This window comes from Pseudomonas sp. ASL7, assembly GCF_056680375.1.
Genome location: NZ_CM155279.1, coordinates 417,367 through 436,424, shown reverse-complemented (window position 1 = coordinate 436,424; position 19,058 = coordinate 417,367). Strand labels below are relative to the sequence as shown.

The following is a 19,058-nucleotide window of genomic DNA, read 5'->3' as shown; positions in this document are numbered from 1 at the left end:
CGCCGCATGCGCCTGTTTCGCTCGCTGACCTTGTTGATCACCCTGGTTGCACCCTCGGTGTTTGCCGATGATCTGTATCAGGTTGAAATGATCCTGGTCCGCCAAAATGCTGTGCCGGCCATCGTCAGCCGCACCGCACCGGAAGACTGGGCCACCGGTGCCCAGCGCATCAACCCCAACAGCCTGCGCACGCCGAGCCTCAATGGCGAAGCGGAAAAACTCACCACCAGCCCCGACTACACCGTGTTGCTGCATAAGGCCTGGCAACAGACCCTCGGTGAAGCCACCAGCAAAGTAGCGATCAGCGAGGGCAAAGAGCAATACGGCCAATTTCCGATCGAGGGTACGTTGAACCTGAAACTGGGACGCTTCACCGACGTCGACGCCGATTTCTGGGTCAACCAGTTCGACGCCAACGGCGTGGTTACCGCCAGCGAACGCCTGAAGCAGGAAAGCCACACCAAGAACGGCCAATTGAACTTCCTCGACAATGGCCACCTGGGCCTGCTGATCAAGATCACTTCGCTGACGGTCCCTGCGCCTCGGACGGTCCCCGATGAAATTCCGGACTGATTGAAGTCCTAGGGGGCGTTCTCAACTAGTTTTCACGCCGCGCCGGGTCTGCTGTTGTGCAGGGCAAGGCGCGAGAAGCGTGGTTTGGTCATTCCAAACAAGCTTCGAGCAACGCAGCCCTGCACAACAGCAGGCCCGGCCCTTCGGGTTGTGCCTTAAAGCGGGCCAGGCTGCGTTGCAGGCCTTGGCAAGGGAACAACCATTACCAGCGGCCTGCGCCTTGCCTGGCCCGCTTTAAGGCGACAACGCGGCGGGAAAACTAATTGAGAACGCCCCTATGCCTCCGACCCTGAGCAAACCACTGGCACCTTCCTGGGTCAGCCGATTCAAGGAGCAGAGCCTGGAGCGTGGCCGTCGCTACGCGCTGGAGAACCGCGTCAGGATCGTCGAGGCCGGCGACGCCACCATCATTGCTGCCTGCGAAGGCTCTGGCGGTAACGTTTACCGTCAGACCATTCGCCTGCGCGAGTCAGCCAAAGCTACCTTGCTGATGGTCGACGCCAACTGCACTTGCCCGGTCCACAGCAACTGCAAGCATTGCGCGGCAGTGCTACTGAAAGTTCAGGAAACCCTGGCTTATCCCGCAGCAGCACAAGACGCCGAACTGCTGGAAAAGCTCCAGGCCGTGCTGGAAAACCGTAGCCCCAAGGCACCGCCGCAAGTGCTGGTGGATAACGTGCAACCGTTGCCGCGCCTGTGGCTGGCGAGCATCGAGTTCAGCGCCTTCGAACCACGCAACGGCAAGATGCAACGCTACATCCAGCATCGCGCGGCGCTGTCGTTCAGCTATCTGGACGAATACGTTTCCGGGCAGAAGAACGCCGACATCCTGATCCGCCAGGAAACCCAGACACTGCGGATAAAACGTCATCCGGAAGTCGAACAAACCTACAGGGAACAGCTGCGAATTCTCGGTTTCAAAATCGCCACCCGGCAAAGCAAAGCCTTGCCGGAAAGTGCCGGCGAGCTCTTCGAGATGGTCAATGACAGCGCCTGGCTGACCTTTACCCTCAATGAGCTGCCGAAACTGCGCACCCAAGGCTGGGAGCTGCAGATCGACGAGGAATTCGGTTTCGACCTGACCGCCGTGGATGACTGGTACGCCACGGTCGAACAGGCTCCGGAGCGCGACTGGTTTGACCTGGAGCTGGGGATCATCGTCAACGGTGAGCGGCTGAGTCTATTGCCGATCCTGTTGAACCTGATGCGTTCCCACACCGAAATCCTCAACCCGGAACGTCTGGCCCGACGGCGCGACGACGAGTTGATCCTGGTGAACATCCCCAACCGCCCGAACTCCGAGCACGGTCCATTACAGGTCGCCCTGCCCTTCGGCCGTTTGAAACCGGTGCTGGCGACCCTCGGCGAGTTCTATTTGCAAGGGCCCGGCGAAACCACGTTGCGCCTGAGCAAGGCTGACGCCACGCGCCTGAACCCGCTGGAAGACATGCCACTCCTTTGGGAAGGTGGCGAACAGATCCGCACGTTCGCTCAGCGCCTGCGGGACATTAAAGACTTCACCACTGCCGCACCGGAAGGCTTGAACGCCACGTTGCGTCCGTATCAGCTGGAAGGGCTGAGCTGGATGCAATCGTTGCGGCAACTGGAAGTCGGAGGGATCCTCGCGGACGACATGGGCCTGGGTAAAACCCTGCAAACCCTGGCGCATATTCTCAGTGAGAAGAATGCCGGACGCCTCGATCGGCCGTGCATGGTGGTGATGCCCACCAGCCTGATCCCCAACTGGCTGGATGAGGCGGCGCATTTCACACCGCAACTCAACGTACTGGCGCTGTACGGTGCCACTCGCAAAAAACACTTCGATAATCTGGCTGATTACGATCTGATCCTGACCACCTACGCGCTGCTGCCCAAAGACGTCGAACGTCTGGCCGCACAGCCGTTGCACGTGCTGGTGCTGGATGAAGCGCAGTACATCAAGAACCCTAACAGCAAGGCCGCCCAGGCCGCCCGCGAGCTGAATGCCCGCCAGCGGCTGTGCCTGAGTGGTACGCCGCTGGAAAACCACCTGGGAGAGCTATGGTCGCTGTTTCACTTCCTGCTGCCCGGCTGGCTCGGCGACGTGAAAAGCTTCAATCGCGATTACCGTGTCCCCATCGAAAAGCGTGCGAGCGAAGTCAGGCTTCAGCACCTCAACGGCCGGATCAAACCCTTCCTGTTGCGTCGCACCAAAGAACAAGTGGCCACCGAGCTGCCGCCGAAGACCGAGATCATCCATTGGGTCGAACTCAATGAAGCCCAACGCGACGTGTACGAAACCATGCGCCTGGCCATGGACAAGAAAGTCCGCGACGAGATCACCCGCAAGGGTGTGGCCCGCAGCCAGATCATCATTCTTGAAGCGTTGCTGAAACTGCGCCAGGTGTGCTGCGACTTGCGCCTGGTCAACGAGGCCGCGCTGCCGACTCGCGGCAGCACATCGGGCAAGCTCGATGGCCTGATGGAAATGCTGGATGAATTGTTCGAAGAGGGCCGGCGGATTCTGCTGTTCTCGCAGTTCACTTCAATGCTCGCGTTAATCGAAATCGAACTTAAGAAGCGCGGTGTTGAATATGCGTTGTTGACCGGACAAACCCGCGACCGACGCGCGCCGGTAAAAGACTTTCAGAGCGGCAAGCGTCAGATCTTTCTGATCAGTTTGAAGGCGGGGGGTGTCGGGCTGAACCTGACTGAAGCGGACACGGTGATTCATTACGATCCGTGGTGGAACCCCGCGACGGAAAACCAGGCAACCGACCGGGCGTATCGCATTGGTCAGGAAAAACCGGTGTTCGTCTACAAGATGATTGCCCGCGGCACGGTGGAAGAGAAGATTCAGCACCTGCAAAAGGAAAAGTCCGACCTGGCGGCCGGCGTACTGGATGGACGCAAGACCGGAGACTGGAAATTGCAGAGTGATGATATTGAGGCGTTGTTTGCGCCGTTACCGGATAAGCTGGAGAAGCGCTGAGGTACTCGGTGTCCGGTAGATTGCCTTCGCGAGCAGGCTCGCTCCCACATTGGATTTGTGTTTGCCTGCCAATACACAATTAATGTGGGAGCGAGCCTGCTCGCGAAAGGGTCAACCCGGTGTGAAGCCTGCCTCAGCCCTTAAGCACCCGCGCCAACGTCGACTTCACCTTGCCCATCCCGTCATGCAACGCCTGCTCGATCTCGGCCATGGTAATCACCGCCGTCGACTTGCCCGCCGCCGGGTTCACCACCAGCGCCAGGCAGGCGTAATCCAGTTCCAGCTCACGCGCCAATGCCGCTTCCGGCATGCCGGTCATGCCAACGATGTCGCAACCGTCACGCTCCAGTCGCGCGATTTCAGCAACGGTTTCCAGCCGTGGGCCTTGTGTGCAGGCATACACACCATGACTGCTGTAGCCCACGCCTTCAGCCGCCAACGCCGCGATCAATTGCTGACGCAGGAGCTCGCTGTACGGATAGCTAAAGTCGATGTGAGTGACCTGTTCCAGGTCGTCGGCGAAATAGGTGTGGTCGCGACCGCTGGTGTAGTCGATCAGCTGATGCGGTACGCAGAAATGGCCCGTCCCCATCGCGGCATGAATCCCACCCACCGCGTTGACCGCCAGAATCGCTTCGGCACCCGCCTGTTTCAGCGCCCAGAGGTTGGCGCGGTAATTCACTTGATGCGGCGGAAAACGATGTGGATGACCGTGACGTGCCAGGAACAGCACTTCCTTGCCGGCGTACTCACCGATCTGCAACTCGGCTGAAGGCGCGCCATAGGGTGTGTCTACCGCCAACGACTGACGAATGTCGAGGCCTTCGAGTTGAGTCAGACCGGTGCCACCGATAATCGCGTAAACCGTCATAACGAAAAGTCCTTAATCAATCAGTTGAGCTTCTTTGAGTGCGCCAATAGCGGTGAGCCAGCGCGGGTCTTGTCGGTACTCAATGCTGGCGTACGACTGACCGCGCATCCGCGCAATGCGCTCGGACGGTTTCACCTTCAGGCGTTGGGCAGCGCTCAGGGCCAACTCCGCGGCTGCGCGATCGTTGCACACCAGGCCCATGTCGCAACCGGCCGTCAGCGCCGCTTCGATTCGGCTGGCGGCATCGCCAACCACGTGGGCACCGGCCATGGACAGGTCGTCGCTGAAAATCACGCCGTCGAACTGCAACTCGCCGCGCAAGATGTCCTGCAGCCAGCGACGAGAGAAGCCGGCTGGTTGGGAGTCGACCTGTGGGTAAATGACATGGGCGGGCATGACGGCGGCCAGTTGCTTGCTCAGTCGGGCGAACGGCACCAGATCTTTGGAGCGGATTTCGTCGAGGCTGCGTTCGTCATTCGGGATCGCAACATGAGAATCCGCCTCGGCCCAGCCGTGACCCGGGAAGTGCTTGCCGGTGGCGGCCATGCCAGCGCTGTTCATACCGCGGATAAAGGCGCCGGCGAGCAACGCTGCGCGCTCGGGGTCACCTTCGAAAGAACGAGTGCCGACCACTGCGCTGCGCTGGTAATCCAGATCCAGCACCGGGGCGAAACTCAGGTCGAGACCGACGGCCAGCACCTCTGTCGCCATGATCCAGCCGCACTGCTCGGCCAGGTATTCAGCATTCGGGTTGTCGGCGATGGCGCGCATGGCGGGCAACCGGACGAAGCCCTGCCGCAAGCGCTGAACCCGCCCCCCCTCCTGGTCCACCGCCAACAGCAGATCAGGACGGATGGCACGAATTGCAGCGATCAGCTCACGCACCTGGCGTGGATGTTCGATGTTGCGGGCAAAAATGATCAGGCCGCCCACTTCGGGCTGACGCAACAATTGGCGATCTTCGGCCGTCAGCCAGGTACCGGCGACGTCCACCATCAACGAGCCTTGCAGGCCAGCAGTCATAGAGATTCCTTGATAACGATTAACCCGGCTCGCACGCGGTCGCGGCCAAGGGCTGTGCCCGGCAGGTCGGTGCTATAAATGGGGAGCGGGTTCAGAACGAGAGTCGGCATGGGCGGCTAGCTTAGCGGATGTAAGCTGTCGCGCCCACCCGTGTGCGGTTAAACCTTGGCGGCTACCGGGGTCGATTTGCTGCGCGGACGCAACTGCGCGCTGGCCATGACCGTATCGGTGACGCCGGTTTCGGCCCGCATGCCAGCGGCCAGGAACGGCACCATCAGTCGCATCACTTGCTCGATGGACGTGTTGACCCCGAAATCGGTCTCGGCAATCGCACGCAACGCCTTGATACCGGACATGCTGAACGCTGCGGCACCGAGCATGAAATGCACGCGCCAGAACAGCTCGATCGGTGGAATACGCGGCGCGGCTTCGTTGACAAGCATCATGTAGCGACGGAACACCTTGCCGTACATGTCTTCCAGATAACGACGCAAGTGACCTTGGCTCTGACTGAAGGCCAGCCCCAGCAAACGCATGAAAATGGACAGATCATTACCGCTGCGTGGCTGCACCACCAGGGCTTGTTCGACGAGGATTTCCAGCAGTTCTTCAAGTGTCGGCTTGTTCTCGGGCTTGGCCTGACGTCGCTCCAGTTCTTTATCGAGACTGAGGCAAAACGGTCCAAGAAAGCGCGAGAAGACTGCCTGAATCAGCGCCTTCTTCGATCCGAAGTGATAGTTCACCGCCGCCAGATTGACACCGGCCTTGCTGGTGATCAGACGCAACGAGGTTTCAGCGAAACCTTTTTCCGCGAACAGCTGCTCGGCAGCATCAAGAATACGTTCAACGGTTTCCGACTGGGCCATGACTACTCCGCCTGACAAACACTTGTTTGAAACATACGTTTCAGCCTTGGCCTTGTCAAGGCCTGGCGGTTCGTTTTGGGAATGGTCGGTCAGCTATTTAACCATACAACTGGAAAGCATAAATCAGCAGGCTGATCGACCGTCCGGCGGCAGGCAAAAAAAGGGGCATTGCCAAGACGCTTTCACTGTATATAATCCCAGTCACTGTATAAAAAGACAGAGCGATCAATATGCTAAAGCTGACGCCACGCCAAGCAGAGATTCTGGCCTTCATCAAACGCTGCCTAGATGACAACGGGTACCCGCCGACCCGGGCGGAAATCGCTCAAGAACTGGGTTTCAAGTCGCCCAACGCGGCGGAAGAACACCTCAAGGCACTGGCCCGCAAGGGGGCGATCGAAATGACGCCCGGCGCCTCCCGCGGAATTCGCATCCCCGGCTTTGAAGCCAAGGCCGACGAATCCACCCTGCCGATCATTGGCCGAGTGGCCGCCGGTGCACCGATTCTCGCCCAACAGCACATTGAAGAATCCTGCAACATCAACCCGACCTTCTTCCACCCTCGCGCTGATTACCTGCTGCGGGTTCATGGCATGAGCATGAAGGACGTGGGCATCTTTGACGGTGACCTGCTGGCCGTCCACACCACCCGCGAAGCCCGCAACGGTCAAATCGTGGTGGCGCGAATCGGTGACGAAGTGACCGTCAAGCGCTTCAAGCGCGATGGCAGCAAAGTCTGGTTGATTGCCGAAAACCCGGAATTCGCCCCTATCGAAGTGAACCTGAAAGATCAGGAACTGGTGATCGAAGGCTTGAGCGTCGGCGTCATTCGCCGCTAAAGGAGGCTTTATGCAGTTCCCACACACACCACAGCAAGCCCAACTGCCGTTGTTCGAGGCATTTATGGCGCAGCCGTTGGCGCCTATCCTGAAAGACGTGATCGAGTCGCCCTGGAGCGCCGAACCTGAAGTTTTCAGTGAACTGTCACTGCGTGGTGCGACTGGGAACTGCCTGAACCTTCTGGCACCGATCCTCAGGGAATTGAGCCAGGATCAGGATGCGCGCTGGCTGACACTGATCGCCCCGCCCGCCAGCCTGACTCAGGCTTGGCTGCGGGACGCCGGCCTGAACCGCGAAGGCATCTTGCTGCTGCAACCGCGCGGCACTCAAAGCGCCCAGCAATTGACTTGCGAAGCCTTGCGCCTGGGCCGCAGCCATACAGTCGTCAGCTGGCTCAACCCACTGAGCACAACTTCACGGCAACAATTGATCAGCGCCGCCCGCACCGGGGACGCACAAAGCTTAAATATTCGACTGGGTTAACTGAACACACAATGCGCGCCTGGAACAGCGCAGGGCTTCTCCAAGGATAGAGAAGCCGATCTGTAGCGGTATCCGTAGAAACCGACGGACGGGGGTCAATGAAGAACCCGCGCACCTTCTTCCGTGTTGAATTCGCCTTCCACCAGACGTCCCGCCATCTGTACACCGACGCTCAACATCGCCTTGGCGACTTCCACGTGTTGGCCTTGCAGGAACGCTTTGGCATCCTTGGAGAAATCCAAAGTAACCAGAGAACCCTCGTCCTCAGCCCTGCGCAACTCGATACGACCGTCTGGTAACTCGACAATTTCTAGAAAGGACGTTGGCATAAAGGTCTGTTCTCCACGAAAGGCGGGGATTATATAGGCATCGCTCAGGCTTCGCTCGGGATCTTGACCAGCAGCGTTCTTAATCACACCACTGGATGACCGCAATCAGCACTCGTTCAGGCCTTCGCGAAACCGAATCGCCAACCCTTTCAGATTCTGACGCCAACTCTCCAGCTCGCTCCGGCTCAACTCCTCAGTGGCCTCTTCCTCATCCAGGTTAACGGCCAGAATCAGCGGCTGTGTCACGTCACCCTTGGGTTTGTGTGGAGCGCGAGGCGGCTGAAACAGTGCGGCATGGGCCACCAACAGTTTGGCCAGCCAGGTTTCCGGATTGTTAGCCAATTCGACCATCTCGGCCATTTCGGGAATGGCGATGGCTTCCAGCACCTCGCGGGTCAGCAGCATCTCGGCCCGAGGCGCGCTGGCCTGAGGCAAGCGATAGAAGCCGGCAATTTCATGGCATAGCCCCAGCAACGCACCGTACAGGTGAAACAACGATGATTCACGCCCAGCCTGAATCAACGCCAGAGAGTTCATCGCCCGTCCCTCTTCGGCTTTGGCGAGCGCCTCCAGCGACAGGCCGGCGAAATAAAGCTTCTGGTTGGTACGGGTATAGAGTTCGTAGGCCATGACGGCAGCCTCCACTACGAAATAGGTGCTTCACACAGATAAGACAGTGTCGTGGATCACCTCCGCTTCCCGCAAGCCCAAAACAAAAAGGCCGCATGAAAACCCGAAGGTTGTCATGCGGCCTTTCGTAGCGAGGACGCTTGCTGTAGGAGCGAGCTTGCTCGCGAAGGACGTTAACGATGACGCGTGCTATCTGGATGCAAACGCCGCCCTCAGGTTCTTCGCGAGCAAGCTCGCTCCTACAGTAAAGCTCTTTAAGCCTTGGCAGCCTTCGCTGGGCGTTTGTCTTCCACCGTCCACTTGCCGCCGTCGTAATACGCCTTCCAGCCCGTCGGTTTGCCCTCGACTTCTGTCTGCACGTATTGCTCTTTGGTCTTGCGGCTGTAACGGATCACCGCCGGGAGGCCGTCCGGATCTTTCTTCGGCGCTTCGCAGAGGAAGTGGTACTTCGGATCGATCTCGTCCTTGTGCGGCACAATTTCCATGACCAAAGGAGCACGGGTCTCGCGGTTTTTCGGGAACTGGCTGGCCGCCAGGAACAGGCCGGAAGCCCCGTCGCGCAGGATGTAGGTGTCGTTGACCTTTTCGCATTTCAGCTCAGGCATCTTCACCGGGTCCATTTTCGGCGGCGCCGCATCACCGCTTTTCAGCAGTTTGCGAGTGTTCTTGCAGGTCGCGTTGGTGCAACCGAAGAACTTGCCGAAACGGCCGGTCTTGAGTTGCATCTCGCTGCCGCACTTGTCGCACTCCAGGCTCGGACCTTCATAGCCCTTGATACGATAGGTGCCCTCTTCGATCTCGTAACCCGAGCAATCCGGATTGTTACCGCAAATGTGCAGCTTGCGCTTCTCGTCGAGCAGGTAAGCGTCCATCGCGGTGCTGCAAATCGGGCAACGGTGCTTGCCACGCAGCACCAGCGATTCAGACTCACCCTCATCGTCCGCGGCGATTTCATCGCCCGGCACCAGGTTAACGGTGGCCTTGCAGCGTTCTTTCGGCGGCAGGCTATAGCCCGAGCAGCCGAGGAATACGCCGGTCGATGCAGTGCGAATCTGCATCGGCCGACCGCACACCACGCACGGAATGTCAGTCATCACCGGCTGGTTGGCGCGCATGCCGCCTTCGGCGCTTTCGGCTACTTCCAGCTTCTTCTTGAAGTCGCCGTAGAACTCGTCCAGCACGTTTTTCCAGTCGCGCTCGCCCTGGGCCACGTCATCGAGGTTCTCTTCCATGCCGGCAGTGAAGCCGTAGTCCATCAGGTTGGAGAAGCTCTCGGCCAGGCGCTCGGTGACGATGTCGCCCATCTTTTCCGAATAGAAACGACGGTTATGCAGCGCCACGTAGCCGCGATCCTGGATGGTCGAAATGATCGCAGCGTAGGTCGAAGGACGACCAATACCGCGCTTTTCCATTTCCTTGACGAGGCTGGCTTCCGAGTAACGCGCCGGCGGCTTGGTAAAGTGCTGGGTCGGATCAAGCTTGATCAGCTTCATCGCGTCGCCCTGGGCCATGTCCGGCAGCACATCGTCGTCGCCTGGCTTAGTGATTTGCGGCATGACGCGGGTGTAACCGTCGAACTTCAGGATGCGGCCCTTGGCGCGCAATTCGAAGTCGCCGGCACCGACGGTGACCGTGGTCGACAGGTATTGGGCTGGCAGCATCTGGCAAGCCAGGAACTGGCGCCAGATCAGCTCGTAGAGCCGCTCTGCATCGCGCTCCATGCCGGACAGCTTGCTTGGCTCTGTGTTGGCGTCGGACGGACGAATCGCTTCGTGAGCCTCTTGTGCGCCTTCCTTGCTGCTGTAGACGTTCGGGGTTTCCGGCAGGTACTTCTTGCCGAACTCGCCTTCGATGTAAGTACGCGCCATCGCCACGGCGTCAACCGAGAGGTTGGTGGAGTCGGTACGCATATAGGTGATGTAGCCGGCTTCATACAAACGCTGGGCCATCATCATGGTTTTCTTCACGCCGAAGCCCAGGCGGTTACTCGCGGCCTGTTGCAACGTGGAAGTAATGAACGGTGCCGACGGCTTGCTGCTGGTCGGTTTGTCTTCGCGCTTGACGATGCTGTAGCTGGATGCCTTGAGCTTCTCCAGCGCGGCCATGGCCTGGGCTTCGTTCAGCGGCTTGAAGGCTTCGCCTTTCTCACGAGCCACGTCGAAGCGCACGGTGGCGCCCTTGGCGCTGCCGAGGTCGGCGTGAACTTCCCAGTATTCTTCCGGGTTGAAAGCACGAATTTCGCGCTCGCGCTCGACCACCAGCTTCACGGCAACCGATTGCACGCGACCAGCGGAAAGGCCACGGGCGATCTTGGCCCACAGCAGCGGCGAAACCATGTAACCCACCACGCGGTCGAGGAAGCGACGCGCCTGCTGGGCGTTTACACGGTCGATGTCCAGCTCGCCGGGTTTGGAGAAGGCTTCTTGAATCGCCTTCTTGGTAATTTCGTTGAACACCACGCGCTTGTAGCGGCTGTCGTCACCCCCAATGGCTTCGCGCAGGTGCCAGGCAATGGCTTCCCCCTCGCGATCCAAGTCGGTTGCGAGATAGATGGTGTCAGCATCTTTGGCGAGCCGGCGCAGCTCTTCGATGACCTTTTCCTTGCCCGGGAGGATCTCGTACTTGGCTTTCCAGCCATGATCGGGATCGACACCCATGCGCGAGACCAGTTGCTTGCGCGCCTTCTCTTTCGGCGTGAGCACCGGACCTTCACCCGCGGCAGCCTTGCCGCGCTTGGCGGCTGGCTCTTTGCTGGCGCTAGCCGAACCGCTGGTGGGCAGGTCTCGGATATGGCCGATACTCGACTTCACCACGTATTGGTTACCCAGATACTTGTTGATGGTCTTGGCCTTAGCCGGGGATTCCACAATGACCAGCGATTTGCCCATGGATCAGAAAATTCCTGAATTCTAGAAGTGAAAGGCGGTTGGCGCCTGACGCGGCACCGCTATATATAGTGGCTACAAGGTGAGGTCAAGCGCAGGGTTCGGCGCGCACTCAGCTTATGGCTGGGTAAAAAGACTCGGTTCGGCTTGCACCAAAGCAAAGCGTGGCACCTGTTCGCCGTCAACCTCGACCGACTCCAGGAACATGCTCAAGGGACGCACCCAAAAGCCGTAATCGCCATACAGGGCTTGGTAGAAGACCACTTCTTCTTCGGTTTCCGAATGCCGCGCAACACTGAATACGCGGTACTGCGGACCTTTGTAATGTTGATAGAGCCCAGGTTGTATCGGCATGATTTGGCCCTCACACAAATAAAAAATAAAAAAATTCAGAAAAACAAAAACCGGGGCACTTGGCCCCGGCTTCCATCAACGGAACGCTTAAACGCGTTCGAAGACGGTGGAGATGCCTTGGCCGAGACCAATGCACATGGTGGCTACCCCGAAGGTACCGCCATTTTGCTTCATCACGTTCAGCAAAGTGCCGGAGATTCGCGCACCGGAGCAACCGAATGGGTGACCCAGGGCGATCGCGCCGCCGTGCAGGTTAACCTTCTCGTTCATCTTGTCGAGTACTTTCAGATCTTTCAGCACCGGCAGGGCCTGTGCAGCGAAAGCTTCGTTGAGCTCGAAGAAGTCGATATCGTTAATGCCAAGACCCGCGCGCTTCAGTGCTTTTTGTGTGGCCGGTACTGGACCATAGCCCATGATTGCCGGATCCACACCTGCCACTGCCATCGAACGAATCACCGCCATAGGCTGAATGCCCAGGTCCTGTGCACGCTGCGCCGACATCACGATCATGCACGAAGCACCGTCAGTGATCTGCGACGAAGTACCGGCTGTCACGGTACCGCCCTTCGGGTTAAACGCTGGCTTCAATGCCGCCAGGCTTTCCAGGGTGGTTTCCGGACGAATGGTTTCGTCGTAGTCGAACAGTTTCAGGAAACCGTTCTCGTCGTAGCCCTGCATCGGGATAATTTCGTCTTTGAACTTGCCTTCCACAGTCGCCTTGTGAGCAAGCTGGTGGGAGCGCACGCCGAAAGCGTCCTGTTGTTCGCGAGTGATGCCGTGCATTTTGCCCAGCATTTCAGCAGTCAGGCCCATCATGCCCGAGGCTTTCGCCGCGTACAGCGACATGTGCGGGTTTGGATCGACACCGTGCATCATGCTCACGTGGCCCATATGCTCGACGCCGCCCACCACGAATACGTCACCGTTGCCGGTCATGATCGCTTGCGCGGCAGTGTGCAGGGCACTCATCGACGAGCCACACAGACGGCTGACGGTCTGGCCGGCGGCAGTGTGCGGGATCTGAGTCATCAGGGACGCCATGCGAGCGATGTTCCAGCCCTGTTCCAGGGTCTGGTTTACACAGCCCCAGATCACGTCTTCGACTTCGCTCGGGTCAACCTTGACGTTGCGTTCCAGCAATTTGCTGATCAGGTGCGCCGACATGTCTTCAGCGCGGGTGTTGCGGTGCATGCCGCCCTTGGAGCGGCCCATCGGAGTACGACCGAAGTCGACAATCACGACGTCTCTAGGATTCAAGCTCATAAGTTCACTCTCACTCTAGTTGGGGGCGCTTAACCGAAGAAGCTCTGGCCGTTCTGGGCCATTTCACGCAGCTTCGCGGTCGGGTGGTACAGCGCGCCCAAATCAGCGTACTGGTCAGCCAGGGCAACGAACTCTGCAACACCGATCGAATCGATGTAACGCAGCGCACCGCCACGGAATGGAGGGAAACCAATGCCGTAGACCAGACCCATGTCGGCTTCGGCGGCGGTTTCGACAATGCCGTCTTCCAGGCAACGCACGGTTTCCAGGCAAAGCGGGATCATCATCCAGTTGATGATGTCTTCGTCAGTGACTTCGCGCTGCTCGTAAACGATCGGCTTGAGCACTTCCAGCACCGACGGATCGGCAACTTTCTTCTGCTTGCCGCGCTTGTCGGTCTCGTAGGCATAGAAGCCTTTGCCGTTCTTCTGGCCCAGGCGCTTGGCTTCGTAAAGCACGTCAATTGCCGTACGACGGTCGTCTTTCATGCGGTCCGGGAAGCCTTCAGCCATTACGTCACGACCGTGGTGACCGGTGTCGATGCCGACCACGTCCATCAGGTACGCCGGGCCCATTGGCCAGCCGAATTTTTCCATGACCTTGTCGATACGGACGAAGTCCACACCGGCGCTGACCAATTTGGCGAAACCGCCGAAGTACGGGAACAGCACGCGGTTGACCAGGAAGCCCGGGCAGTCGTTGACGACGATCGGGTTCTTGCCCATTTTCTTGGCGTAGGCAACGGTGGTGGCAACGGCCAGCTCGCTGGACTTCTCACCACGAATGACTTCAACCAGCGGCATCATGTGCACCGGGTTGAAGAAGTGCATGCCGACGAAGTTTTCCGGACGCTTGAGGGCTTTGGCCAGCAAGGTGATGGAAATGGTCGAGGTGTTGGACGCGAGGATAGTGTCCTCTTTGACGTTGTCTTCCACTTCGGCCAGAACGGCTTGCTTGACCTTCGGGTTCTCGACGACCGCTTCAACCACCAGATCCACGTGACCGAAATCACCGTAGGACAGGGTTGGACGAATGCCGTTAAGTACTTCAGCCATTTTTGCAGCTGTCATGCGACCTTTATCAACGCGACTCACCAGCAGCTTGGCGGCTTCAGCCAGGCCCTGCTCGATACCGTGCTCGTTGATGTCCTTCATCAGGATCGGCGTACCTTTGGAGGCCGACTGATAAGCGATACCGCCGCCCATGATGCCGGCGCCCAACACGGCAGCCTGCTTCACGTCTTTAGCGATTTCGTCGTAGGCCTTGGCCTTTTTCTTCAGCTCCTGATCGTTCAGGAACAGACCGATCAAGCTCTGCGCCGCAGAGGTCTTGGCCAGTTTGACGAAACCGGCAGCTTCGACTTCCAGCGCCTTGTCGCGGCCAAAGTTCGCAGCTTTCTGAATGGTCTTGATCGCTTCAACCGGCGCCGGGTAGTTCGGGCCAGCCTGACCGGCGACGAAACCCTTGGCGGTTTCGAACGCCATCATTTGTTCGATCGCGTTCAGCTTCAACTTTTCCAGTTTCGGCTGACGCTTGGCCTTGTAGTCGAACTCGCCGGAGATGGCGCGCTTGATCAGCTCAAGGGCCGCTTCCTGCAGTTTCTCAGGCTCAACCACGGCGTCCACGGCGCCGACCTTCAGCGCGTCTTCAGGACGGTTTTCTTTACCCGCGGCAATCCATTCGATGGCGTTGTCGGCACCGATCAGGCGCGGCAAACGCACGGTGCCGCCAAAGCCTGGGTAGATACCCAGCTTGACTTCCGGCAGACCGATCTTGGCCTTGGTGGACATGACGCGGTAGTCCGCCGCCAGGCACATTTCCAGACCGCCACCCAGGGCGATTCCGTTGATCGCGGCGACAGTCGGGACGTTGAGGTCTTCGAAATCGCTGAAAATCTTGTTGGCTTCCAGATTGCCAGCAACCAGCTCGGCATCAGGCAGCTTGAAGTTTTCGACAAATTCGGTGATGTCGGCACCGACGATGAACACGTCCTTGCCACTGCTGACGATCACACCCTTGATCGAAGCATCTGCCTTGATGGTGTCTACGGCCTGACGCAGTTCGTTCAGGGTTAGACGGTTGAACTTGTTGACGGACTCACCCTTGAGGTCGAACTTCAGTTCGACGATGCCACTTTCAAGAGCCTTAACCGTGATGGCTTTACCTTCGTAAATCATCAACTGATCTCCACGATATGGAAGCTGAACAGTACACGTCGGACGCAGGCGAATGGCTTGGCAGGGACGCTTTGCGTCGATGCTAACGCCAATCCACCCGACACACCCGCCAACGCGATAGTCGGGATTCTGTAGGAGCGGTCTGAAATACAAACGCTCAATTCATACGCCCGTTTGATTTGGGTACGTCACCTTCACGGAATTTCCGACAATTGTCAATCGCCCAAAATACGGGGTGAAACGCGACTTTCCGGTCATTTCCGTACCGCGAAGCCCTACAACACGCGGATGCATGTGAGGCCATTCATAGAATCAATAGTTAGAAAAGTCGCCCTAATTCGCTGCAGCCTTTGTTTAACGGGCTACGCTGGCGAAACACTCAGGAAAAAACATCAACGCTGTTGGCGAATGCCCAGCGCAAGATCAGCCCCACACCGAATTACCGGCCTGCCTGGCCAACCCCGGCCCGATGTTGATGTCGGGCTTTTTTATTGCCTGCGAAGATACCGGCAATTGCAAACCGTTGTAGGAGCGAGCTTGCTCGCGAAAAGCCTGAGAACGTCCAGGGTGTCAGATTCCCGCGTTATCGTTGACGACCATCGTCGGAACGCCGCCCGGAGCCAGCTCGCTCCTACACAGGGGTGTTTCAGGCAAGGGCTTTGAGGGTGATATCAATCTGTTGCAAAACAGTCGCGTCACCCTTTTCGCCCCAATACAAGGTGATCATTTGCTTGTCCGCTTCGATCTTGTAAACGTTGTCTGGCAACTTTTCGAAATGAATCAACAACGCCGGATCTTCGCAGACTTCTTGCCACTGATTCACCCAAACACCCGGCGCTTTTTGCCAGTAACTCCAGCATCCCGGCCGATTCCCACGCCGTGGTCGATGGTATTGCGCACAGGGGCTCGGCGGCTCCTGACTCAGCCAGTGCGGCCATTCCTGAGGCGCCAGTTGCATCGCCAGCCCGAGGCGTCGCGCCTCCATGCGCAGGGCCATACGGCCGCTCTGGTGGCGGGACGGCCGCAACCATGCCAGCGGACTCAACACCACCAGCAGGATTGACACCACTATCCAGACCGTCATATCTGTACTCCCGATTCTTGATGGGCGCATTCAGTCACTTTGGAAACAATGCGCTTGAAACCAGCCATACTTACCAATATTGCAATCCTCAGGAGGAGCACCTCATGCCCTACAACCACATTCTGGTCGCTGTAGATCTAACCGAAGAGTGCGATCCTGTAATCCACCGCGCTCGCGAACTCGCGGTGAGCAACGGCGCAAAGCTGTCCCTGGTGCACATTGTCGAACCGATGGCCATGGCCTTCGGTGGCGACGTGCCGATGGACCTGTCACAACTGCAGCAACAGCAGTTCGATCAGGCCAAAGAGCGCCTGGACCGGCTGATCCTGAAATATCCGGAAATCTCCAGGGAATACAGCCACCTGACCTACGGCCAGCCGCGCCAGGAGATTCACCACCTGGCCAAGGAGCAAACGTGCGACCTGATCGTAGTGGGCAGCCATGGTCGACATGGCTTGGCGCTCCTGCTGGGCTCCACCGCCAATGATGTCTTGCATGGTGCACCTTGCGATGTGCTCGCGGTGCGCCTGATCAAAACCTGACAACACGAAAAACTCATTGTGGGAGCGAGCCTGCTCGCGAAAGCGGTGTATCAGCCGACATTAATGTTGAGTGATAAAACGATTTCGCGAGCAGGCTCGCTCCCACATTAGATCTGTAACCGTTTCTGGATCGCATTCCATACGAAAAGCCCGGCGCTCATCACTGAACGCCGGGCTTTTTTTACAACAGGATCAATCAGGCATCCAGCTCGGCCCAGCGCTCAACCATAATGTCGAGCTCAGCCTGCAACTGTTCCAGCTGAGCGATCACCGCAGCCGTCTCGGCAGCCGGACGCTGATAGAAACCGGCATCGGCCATTTGCGCCTCAACGGTAACGATCTGCTTTTCCATGGCTTCGATCTGACCCGGCAACATTTCCAGCTCACGCTGCAATTTGTAGCTGAGCTTCTTCTTTGCCACCGGTGCTTCGACTGCAGCGGCGACTGGCGCTGCTTCGGCCGTCACGACAGCAGACGTCAGGTCGGCTTTGCCGGATTTGCTCTCGGTCACGCCCAGCAGGCGCGGCGAACCGCCCTGACGCAGCCAGTCCTGATAACCACCGACGTATTCGCGAACCTTGCCTTCACCTTCGAAGACCAGGGTGCTGGTCACCACGTTGTCGAGGAATGCCCGGTCGTGGCTGACCATCAGTACGGTGCCGTTGAAGGTCAGCAAGACCTCTTCCAGCAGTTCGAGGGTTTCGACGTCGAGATCGTTGGTCGGTTCGTCGAGAACCAGCAGGTTCGCCGGCTTGCTGAACAGCTTGGCCAGCAACAGACGGGCACGCTCACCACCGGACAGCGCCTTCACCGGCGTGCGGGCACGCTGCGGGCTGAACAGGAAGTCGCCGAGGTAGCTCAGCACGTGACGGCTCTGACCATCGATATCGATAAAGTCACGGCCTTCCGCAACGTTGTCGATCACGGTCTTTTCCAGGTCCAGCTGATGGCGCAACTGGTCGAAGTAGGCCACGTCGATGCGCGTTCCTTCTTCCACTTTGCCGCTGGTCGGTTGCAGACCGCTGAGCATCAGTTTCAGCAAGGTGGTTTTGCCGGTGCCGTTGGCGCCAAGCAGACCGATACGGTCGCCGCGCGTCAGGACCATCGAGAAATCCTTGATCAGGAACGGACCGCCCGGATGCGCGAAACTCACGTTCTCGAGGACCATCACCTGCTTGCCGGATTTGTCGGCGGTATCCAGCTGAATGTTGGCCTTGCCGGTACGCTCGCGACGTTCGCTGCGCTCGACGCGCAGGGCTTTCAGTGCGCGGACACGGCCTTCGTTACGAGTGCGGCGTGCCTTGATGCCCTGACGGATCCAGACTTCTTCCTGGGCCAGCTTTTTGTCGAACAGCGCGTTGGCGGTTTCTTCAGCGGCCAGCGAGGCTTCTTTGTGCACCAGGAAGCTGGCGTAATCGCCGTTCCAGTCGATCAAGCCACCGCGATCCAGTTCCAGAATACGGGTCGCAAGGTTTTGCAGGAAGGAACGGTCGTGCGTGATGAACAGCACGGCGCCCTGGAAATCCTTCAACGCCTCTTCGAGCCAGGCGATGGCACCGATGTCCAGGTGGTTGGTCGGCTCGTCGAGCAGCAGCAGGTCCGGTTCGGAAACCAGGGCCTGAGCCAGCAGGACGCGGCGACGCCAGCCGCCGGACAATTCGGCGAGGGTCTTGTCGGCAGGCAACTGCAAACGGCTAAGCGTGCTGTCGACCAATTGCTGCAAGCGCCAGCCATCGCGGGCCTCGAGGTCGTGCTGAACGTGCATCAGCTTGTCCAGATCGGCGTCGGTGACGATGTTCTGGCTCAGGTGGTGATACTGCGCAAGCAGTTCGCCGACGCCGTCCAGGCCTTCGGCCACCACGTCGAACACCGTCCGCTCGTCGGCGACCGGCAATTCTTGCGGCAATTCGCCAATCTTGAGGCCTGGCGCACGCCATACGGAGCCGTCGTCTGGCTTCTGGTCGCCCTTGACGAGCTTCATCATGCTGGACTTGCCAGTGCCGTTGCGGCCGATGATGCACACCCGCTCACCACGGGCGATCTGCCAGGACACCTTGTCCAACAACGGCATAGCGCCGAAAGCAAGGGACACATCGCTGAATTTGAGCAGGGTCATGAGCTTCTCCAAAAACCGGGCGCGTATTCTACCTGACTTGAGGCTTCAGAA

16 protein-coding genes are annotated in these 19,058 nt (G+C 58.7%); 5 read left to right on the top strand and 11 right to left on the bottom strand.

From position 1 onward, the window contains the following. Positions 1-6: 6 nt before the first annotated feature. Both AC1MDT_RS01930 and AC1MDT_RS01925 read left to right on the top strand, forming a co-directional pair. Complete coding sequence (locus AC1MDT_RS01930) at positions 7-573, top strand: CsiV family protein (protein WP_480420439.1); 567 nt, start codon at positions 7-9, stop codon at positions 571-573. Between the two features lie 277 nt (positions 574-850). Continuing rightward, on the top strand, positions 851-3,544 hold the full coding sequence (locus AC1MDT_RS01925; protein ID WP_480420438.1) for a DEAD/DEAH box helicase: 2,694 nt from the start codon (positions 851-853) through the stop codon (positions 3,542-3,544). A 133-nt stretch (positions 3,545-3,677) separates the two neighbouring features. On the opposite strand, the gene AC1MDT_RS01920 is transcribed toward AC1MDT_RS01925, so the two are convergent. The 3 genes from AC1MDT_RS01920 to AC1MDT_RS01910 form a co-directional block, all read right to left on the bottom strand. Next, a complete protein-coding gene (locus AC1MDT_RS01920) occupies positions 3,678-4,415 on the bottom strand; it encodes an S-methyl-5'-thioinosine phosphorylase (RefSeq protein ID WP_480420437.1) in 738 nt (245 codons plus the stop codon). A gap of 12 nt (positions 4,416-4,427) precedes the next feature. After that, positions 4,428-5,426 carry a beta-N-acetylhexosaminidase gene (nagZ, locus tag AC1MDT_RS01915; protein ID WP_480422681.1) on the bottom strand — a complete coding sequence of 333 codons (999 nt, stop codon included), beginning with the start codon at positions 5,424-5,426 and terminating at the stop codon, positions 4,428-4,430. 170 nt (positions 5,427-5,596) lie between these two features. Beyond that, positions 5,597-6,304, bottom strand: coding sequence for a TetR/AcrR family transcriptional regulator (locus AC1MDT_RS01910; protein WP_480420436.1), 708 nt, complete (start codon positions 6,302-6,304; stop codon positions 5,597-5,599). A 230-nt stretch (positions 6,305-6,534) separates the two neighbouring features. Here AC1MDT_RS01910 and lexA point away from each other — a divergent pair, with 230 nt between their 5' ends. Together lexA and sulA are read left to right on the top strand one after the other, a co-directional pair. Beyond that, complete coding sequence (gene lexA / locus AC1MDT_RS01905) at positions 6,535-7,143, top strand: transcriptional repressor LexA (RefSeq protein ID WP_092270751.1); 609 nt, start codon at positions 6,535-6,537, stop codon at positions 7,141-7,143. Between the two features lie 10 nt (positions 7,144-7,153). Further along, on the top strand, positions 7,154-7,627 hold the full coding sequence (gene sulA, locus AC1MDT_RS01900) for an SOS-induced cell division inhibitor SulA (protein WP_414906491.1): 474 nt from the start codon (positions 7,154-7,156) through the stop codon (positions 7,625-7,627). A gap of 95 nt (positions 7,628-7,722) precedes the next feature. On the opposite strand, the gene AC1MDT_RS01895 is transcribed toward sulA, so the two are convergent. The 7 genes from AC1MDT_RS01895 to AC1MDT_RS01865 form a co-directional block, all read right to left on the bottom strand. Then, positions 7,723-7,956: a hypothetical protein gene (locus tag AC1MDT_RS01895; RefSeq protein WP_414906490.1), complete on the bottom strand. Its 234-nt coding sequence runs from the start codon at positions 7,954-7,956 to the stop codon at positions 7,723-7,725. 105 nt (positions 7,957-8,061) lie between these two features. Further along, entirely contained in the window at positions 8,062-8,586 is a 525-nt protein-coding gene (locus AC1MDT_RS01890) for a DUF6586 family protein (RefSeq protein WP_480420435.1), read from the bottom strand. 254 nt (positions 8,587-8,840) lie between these two features. Then, on the bottom strand, positions 8,841-11,474 hold the full coding sequence (topA, locus tag AC1MDT_RS01885) for a type I DNA topoisomerase (protein WP_480420434.1): 2,634 nt from the start codon (positions 11,472-11,474) through the stop codon (positions 8,841-8,843). A gap of 114 nt (positions 11,475-11,588) precedes the next feature. After that, positions 11,589-11,825 (bottom strand): DUF1653 domain-containing protein, encoded by a 237-nt coding sequence (locus AC1MDT_RS01880; protein ID WP_108219232.1) that lies wholly within the window; start codon positions 11,823-11,825, stop codon positions 11,589-11,591. Between the two features lie 87 nt (positions 11,826-11,912). Continuing rightward, positions 11,913-13,088, bottom strand: coding sequence for an acetyl-CoA C-acyltransferase FadA (gene fadA / locus AC1MDT_RS01875; RefSeq protein ID WP_201118219.1), 1,176 nt, complete (start codon positions 13,086-13,088; stop codon positions 11,913-11,915). A 29-nt stretch (positions 13,089-13,117) separates the two neighbouring features. Further along, positions 13,118-15,265: a fatty acid oxidation complex subunit alpha FadB gene (gene fadB / locus AC1MDT_RS01870; protein WP_480420433.1), complete on the bottom strand. Its 2,148-nt coding sequence runs from the start codon at positions 15,263-15,265 to the stop codon at positions 13,118-13,120. 646 nt (positions 15,266-15,911) lie between these two features. Then, on the bottom strand, positions 15,912-16,349 hold the full coding sequence (locus AC1MDT_RS01865) for a hypothetical protein (RefSeq protein WP_480420432.1): 438 nt from the start codon (positions 16,347-16,349) through the stop codon (positions 15,912-15,914). Positions 16,350-16,453: 104 nt separating this feature from the next. On the opposite strand from AC1MDT_RS01865, the gene AC1MDT_RS01860 reads away from it, so the two are divergent. Next, on the top strand, positions 16,454-16,891 hold the full coding sequence (locus AC1MDT_RS01860) for a universal stress protein (protein WP_480420431.1): 438 nt from the start codon (positions 16,454-16,456) through the stop codon (positions 16,889-16,891). Positions 16,892-17,087: 196 nt separating this feature from the next. On the opposite strand, the gene AC1MDT_RS01855 is transcribed toward AC1MDT_RS01860, so the two are convergent. Beyond that, positions 17,088-19,007, bottom strand: a complete 1,920-nt coding sequence (locus AC1MDT_RS01855; RefSeq protein ID WP_480420430.1) for an ATP-binding cassette domain-containing protein — start codon at positions 19,005-19,007, stop codon at positions 17,088-17,090. Positions 19,008-19,058 lie beyond the last annotated feature (51 nt).

Coding starts and splice junctions, on each gene's coding strand:
- sulA (WP_414906491.1), top strand. CDS start 7,154: ATGCAGTTCCCACACACACCACAGCAAGCCCAACTGCCGTTGTTCGAG.
- AC1MDT_RS01880 (WP_108219232.1), bottom strand. CDS start 11,825: ATGCCGATACAACCTGGGCTCTATCAACATTACAAAGGTCCGCAGTAC.
- AC1MDT_RS01930 (WP_480420439.1), top strand. CDS start 7: ATGCGCCTGTTTCGCTCGCTGACCTTGTTGATCACCCTGGTTGCACCC.
- AC1MDT_RS01920 (WP_480420437.1), bottom strand. CDS start 4,415: ATGACGGTTTACGCGATTATCGGTGGCACCGGTCTGACTCAACTCGAA.
- AC1MDT_RS01890 (WP_480420435.1), bottom strand. CDS start 8,586: ATGGCCTACGAACTCTATACCCGTACCAACCAGAAGCTTTATTTCGCC.
- AC1MDT_RS01865 (WP_480420432.1), bottom strand. CDS start 16,349: ATGACGGTCTGGATAGTGGTGTCAATCCTGCTGGTGGTGTTGAGTCCG.
- AC1MDT_RS01895 (WP_414906490.1), bottom strand. CDS start 7,956: ATGCCAACGTCCTTTCTAGAAATTGTCGAGTTACCAGACGGTCGTATC.
- AC1MDT_RS01855 (WP_480420430.1), bottom strand. CDS start 19,007: ATGACCCTGCTCAAATTCAGCGATGTGTCCCTTGCTTTCGGCGCTATG.
- AC1MDT_RS01910 (WP_480420436.1), bottom strand. CDS start 6,304: ATGGCCCAGTCGGAAACCGTTGAACGTATTCTTGATGCTGCCGAGCAG.
- lexA (WP_092270751.1), top strand. CDS start 6,535: ATGCTAAAGCTGACGCCACGCCAAGCAGAGATTCTGGCCTTCATCAAA.
- fadA (WP_201118219.1), bottom strand. CDS start 13,088: ATGAGCTTGAATCCTAGAGACGTCGTGATTGTCGACTTCGGTCGTACT.
- topA (WP_480420434.1), bottom strand. CDS start 11,474: ATGGGCAAATCGCTGGTCATTGTGGAATCCCCGGCTAAGGCCAAGACC.
- AC1MDT_RS01925 (WP_480420438.1), top strand. CDS start 851: ATGCCTCCGACCCTGAGCAAACCACTGGCACCTTCCTGGGTCAGCCGA.
- fadB (WP_480420433.1), bottom strand. CDS start 15,265: ATGATTTACGAAGGTAAAGCCATCACGGTTAAGGCTCTTGAAAGTGGC.
- AC1MDT_RS01860 (WP_480420431.1), top strand. CDS start 16,454: ATGCCCTACAACCACATTCTGGTCGCTGTAGATCTAACCGAAGAGTGC.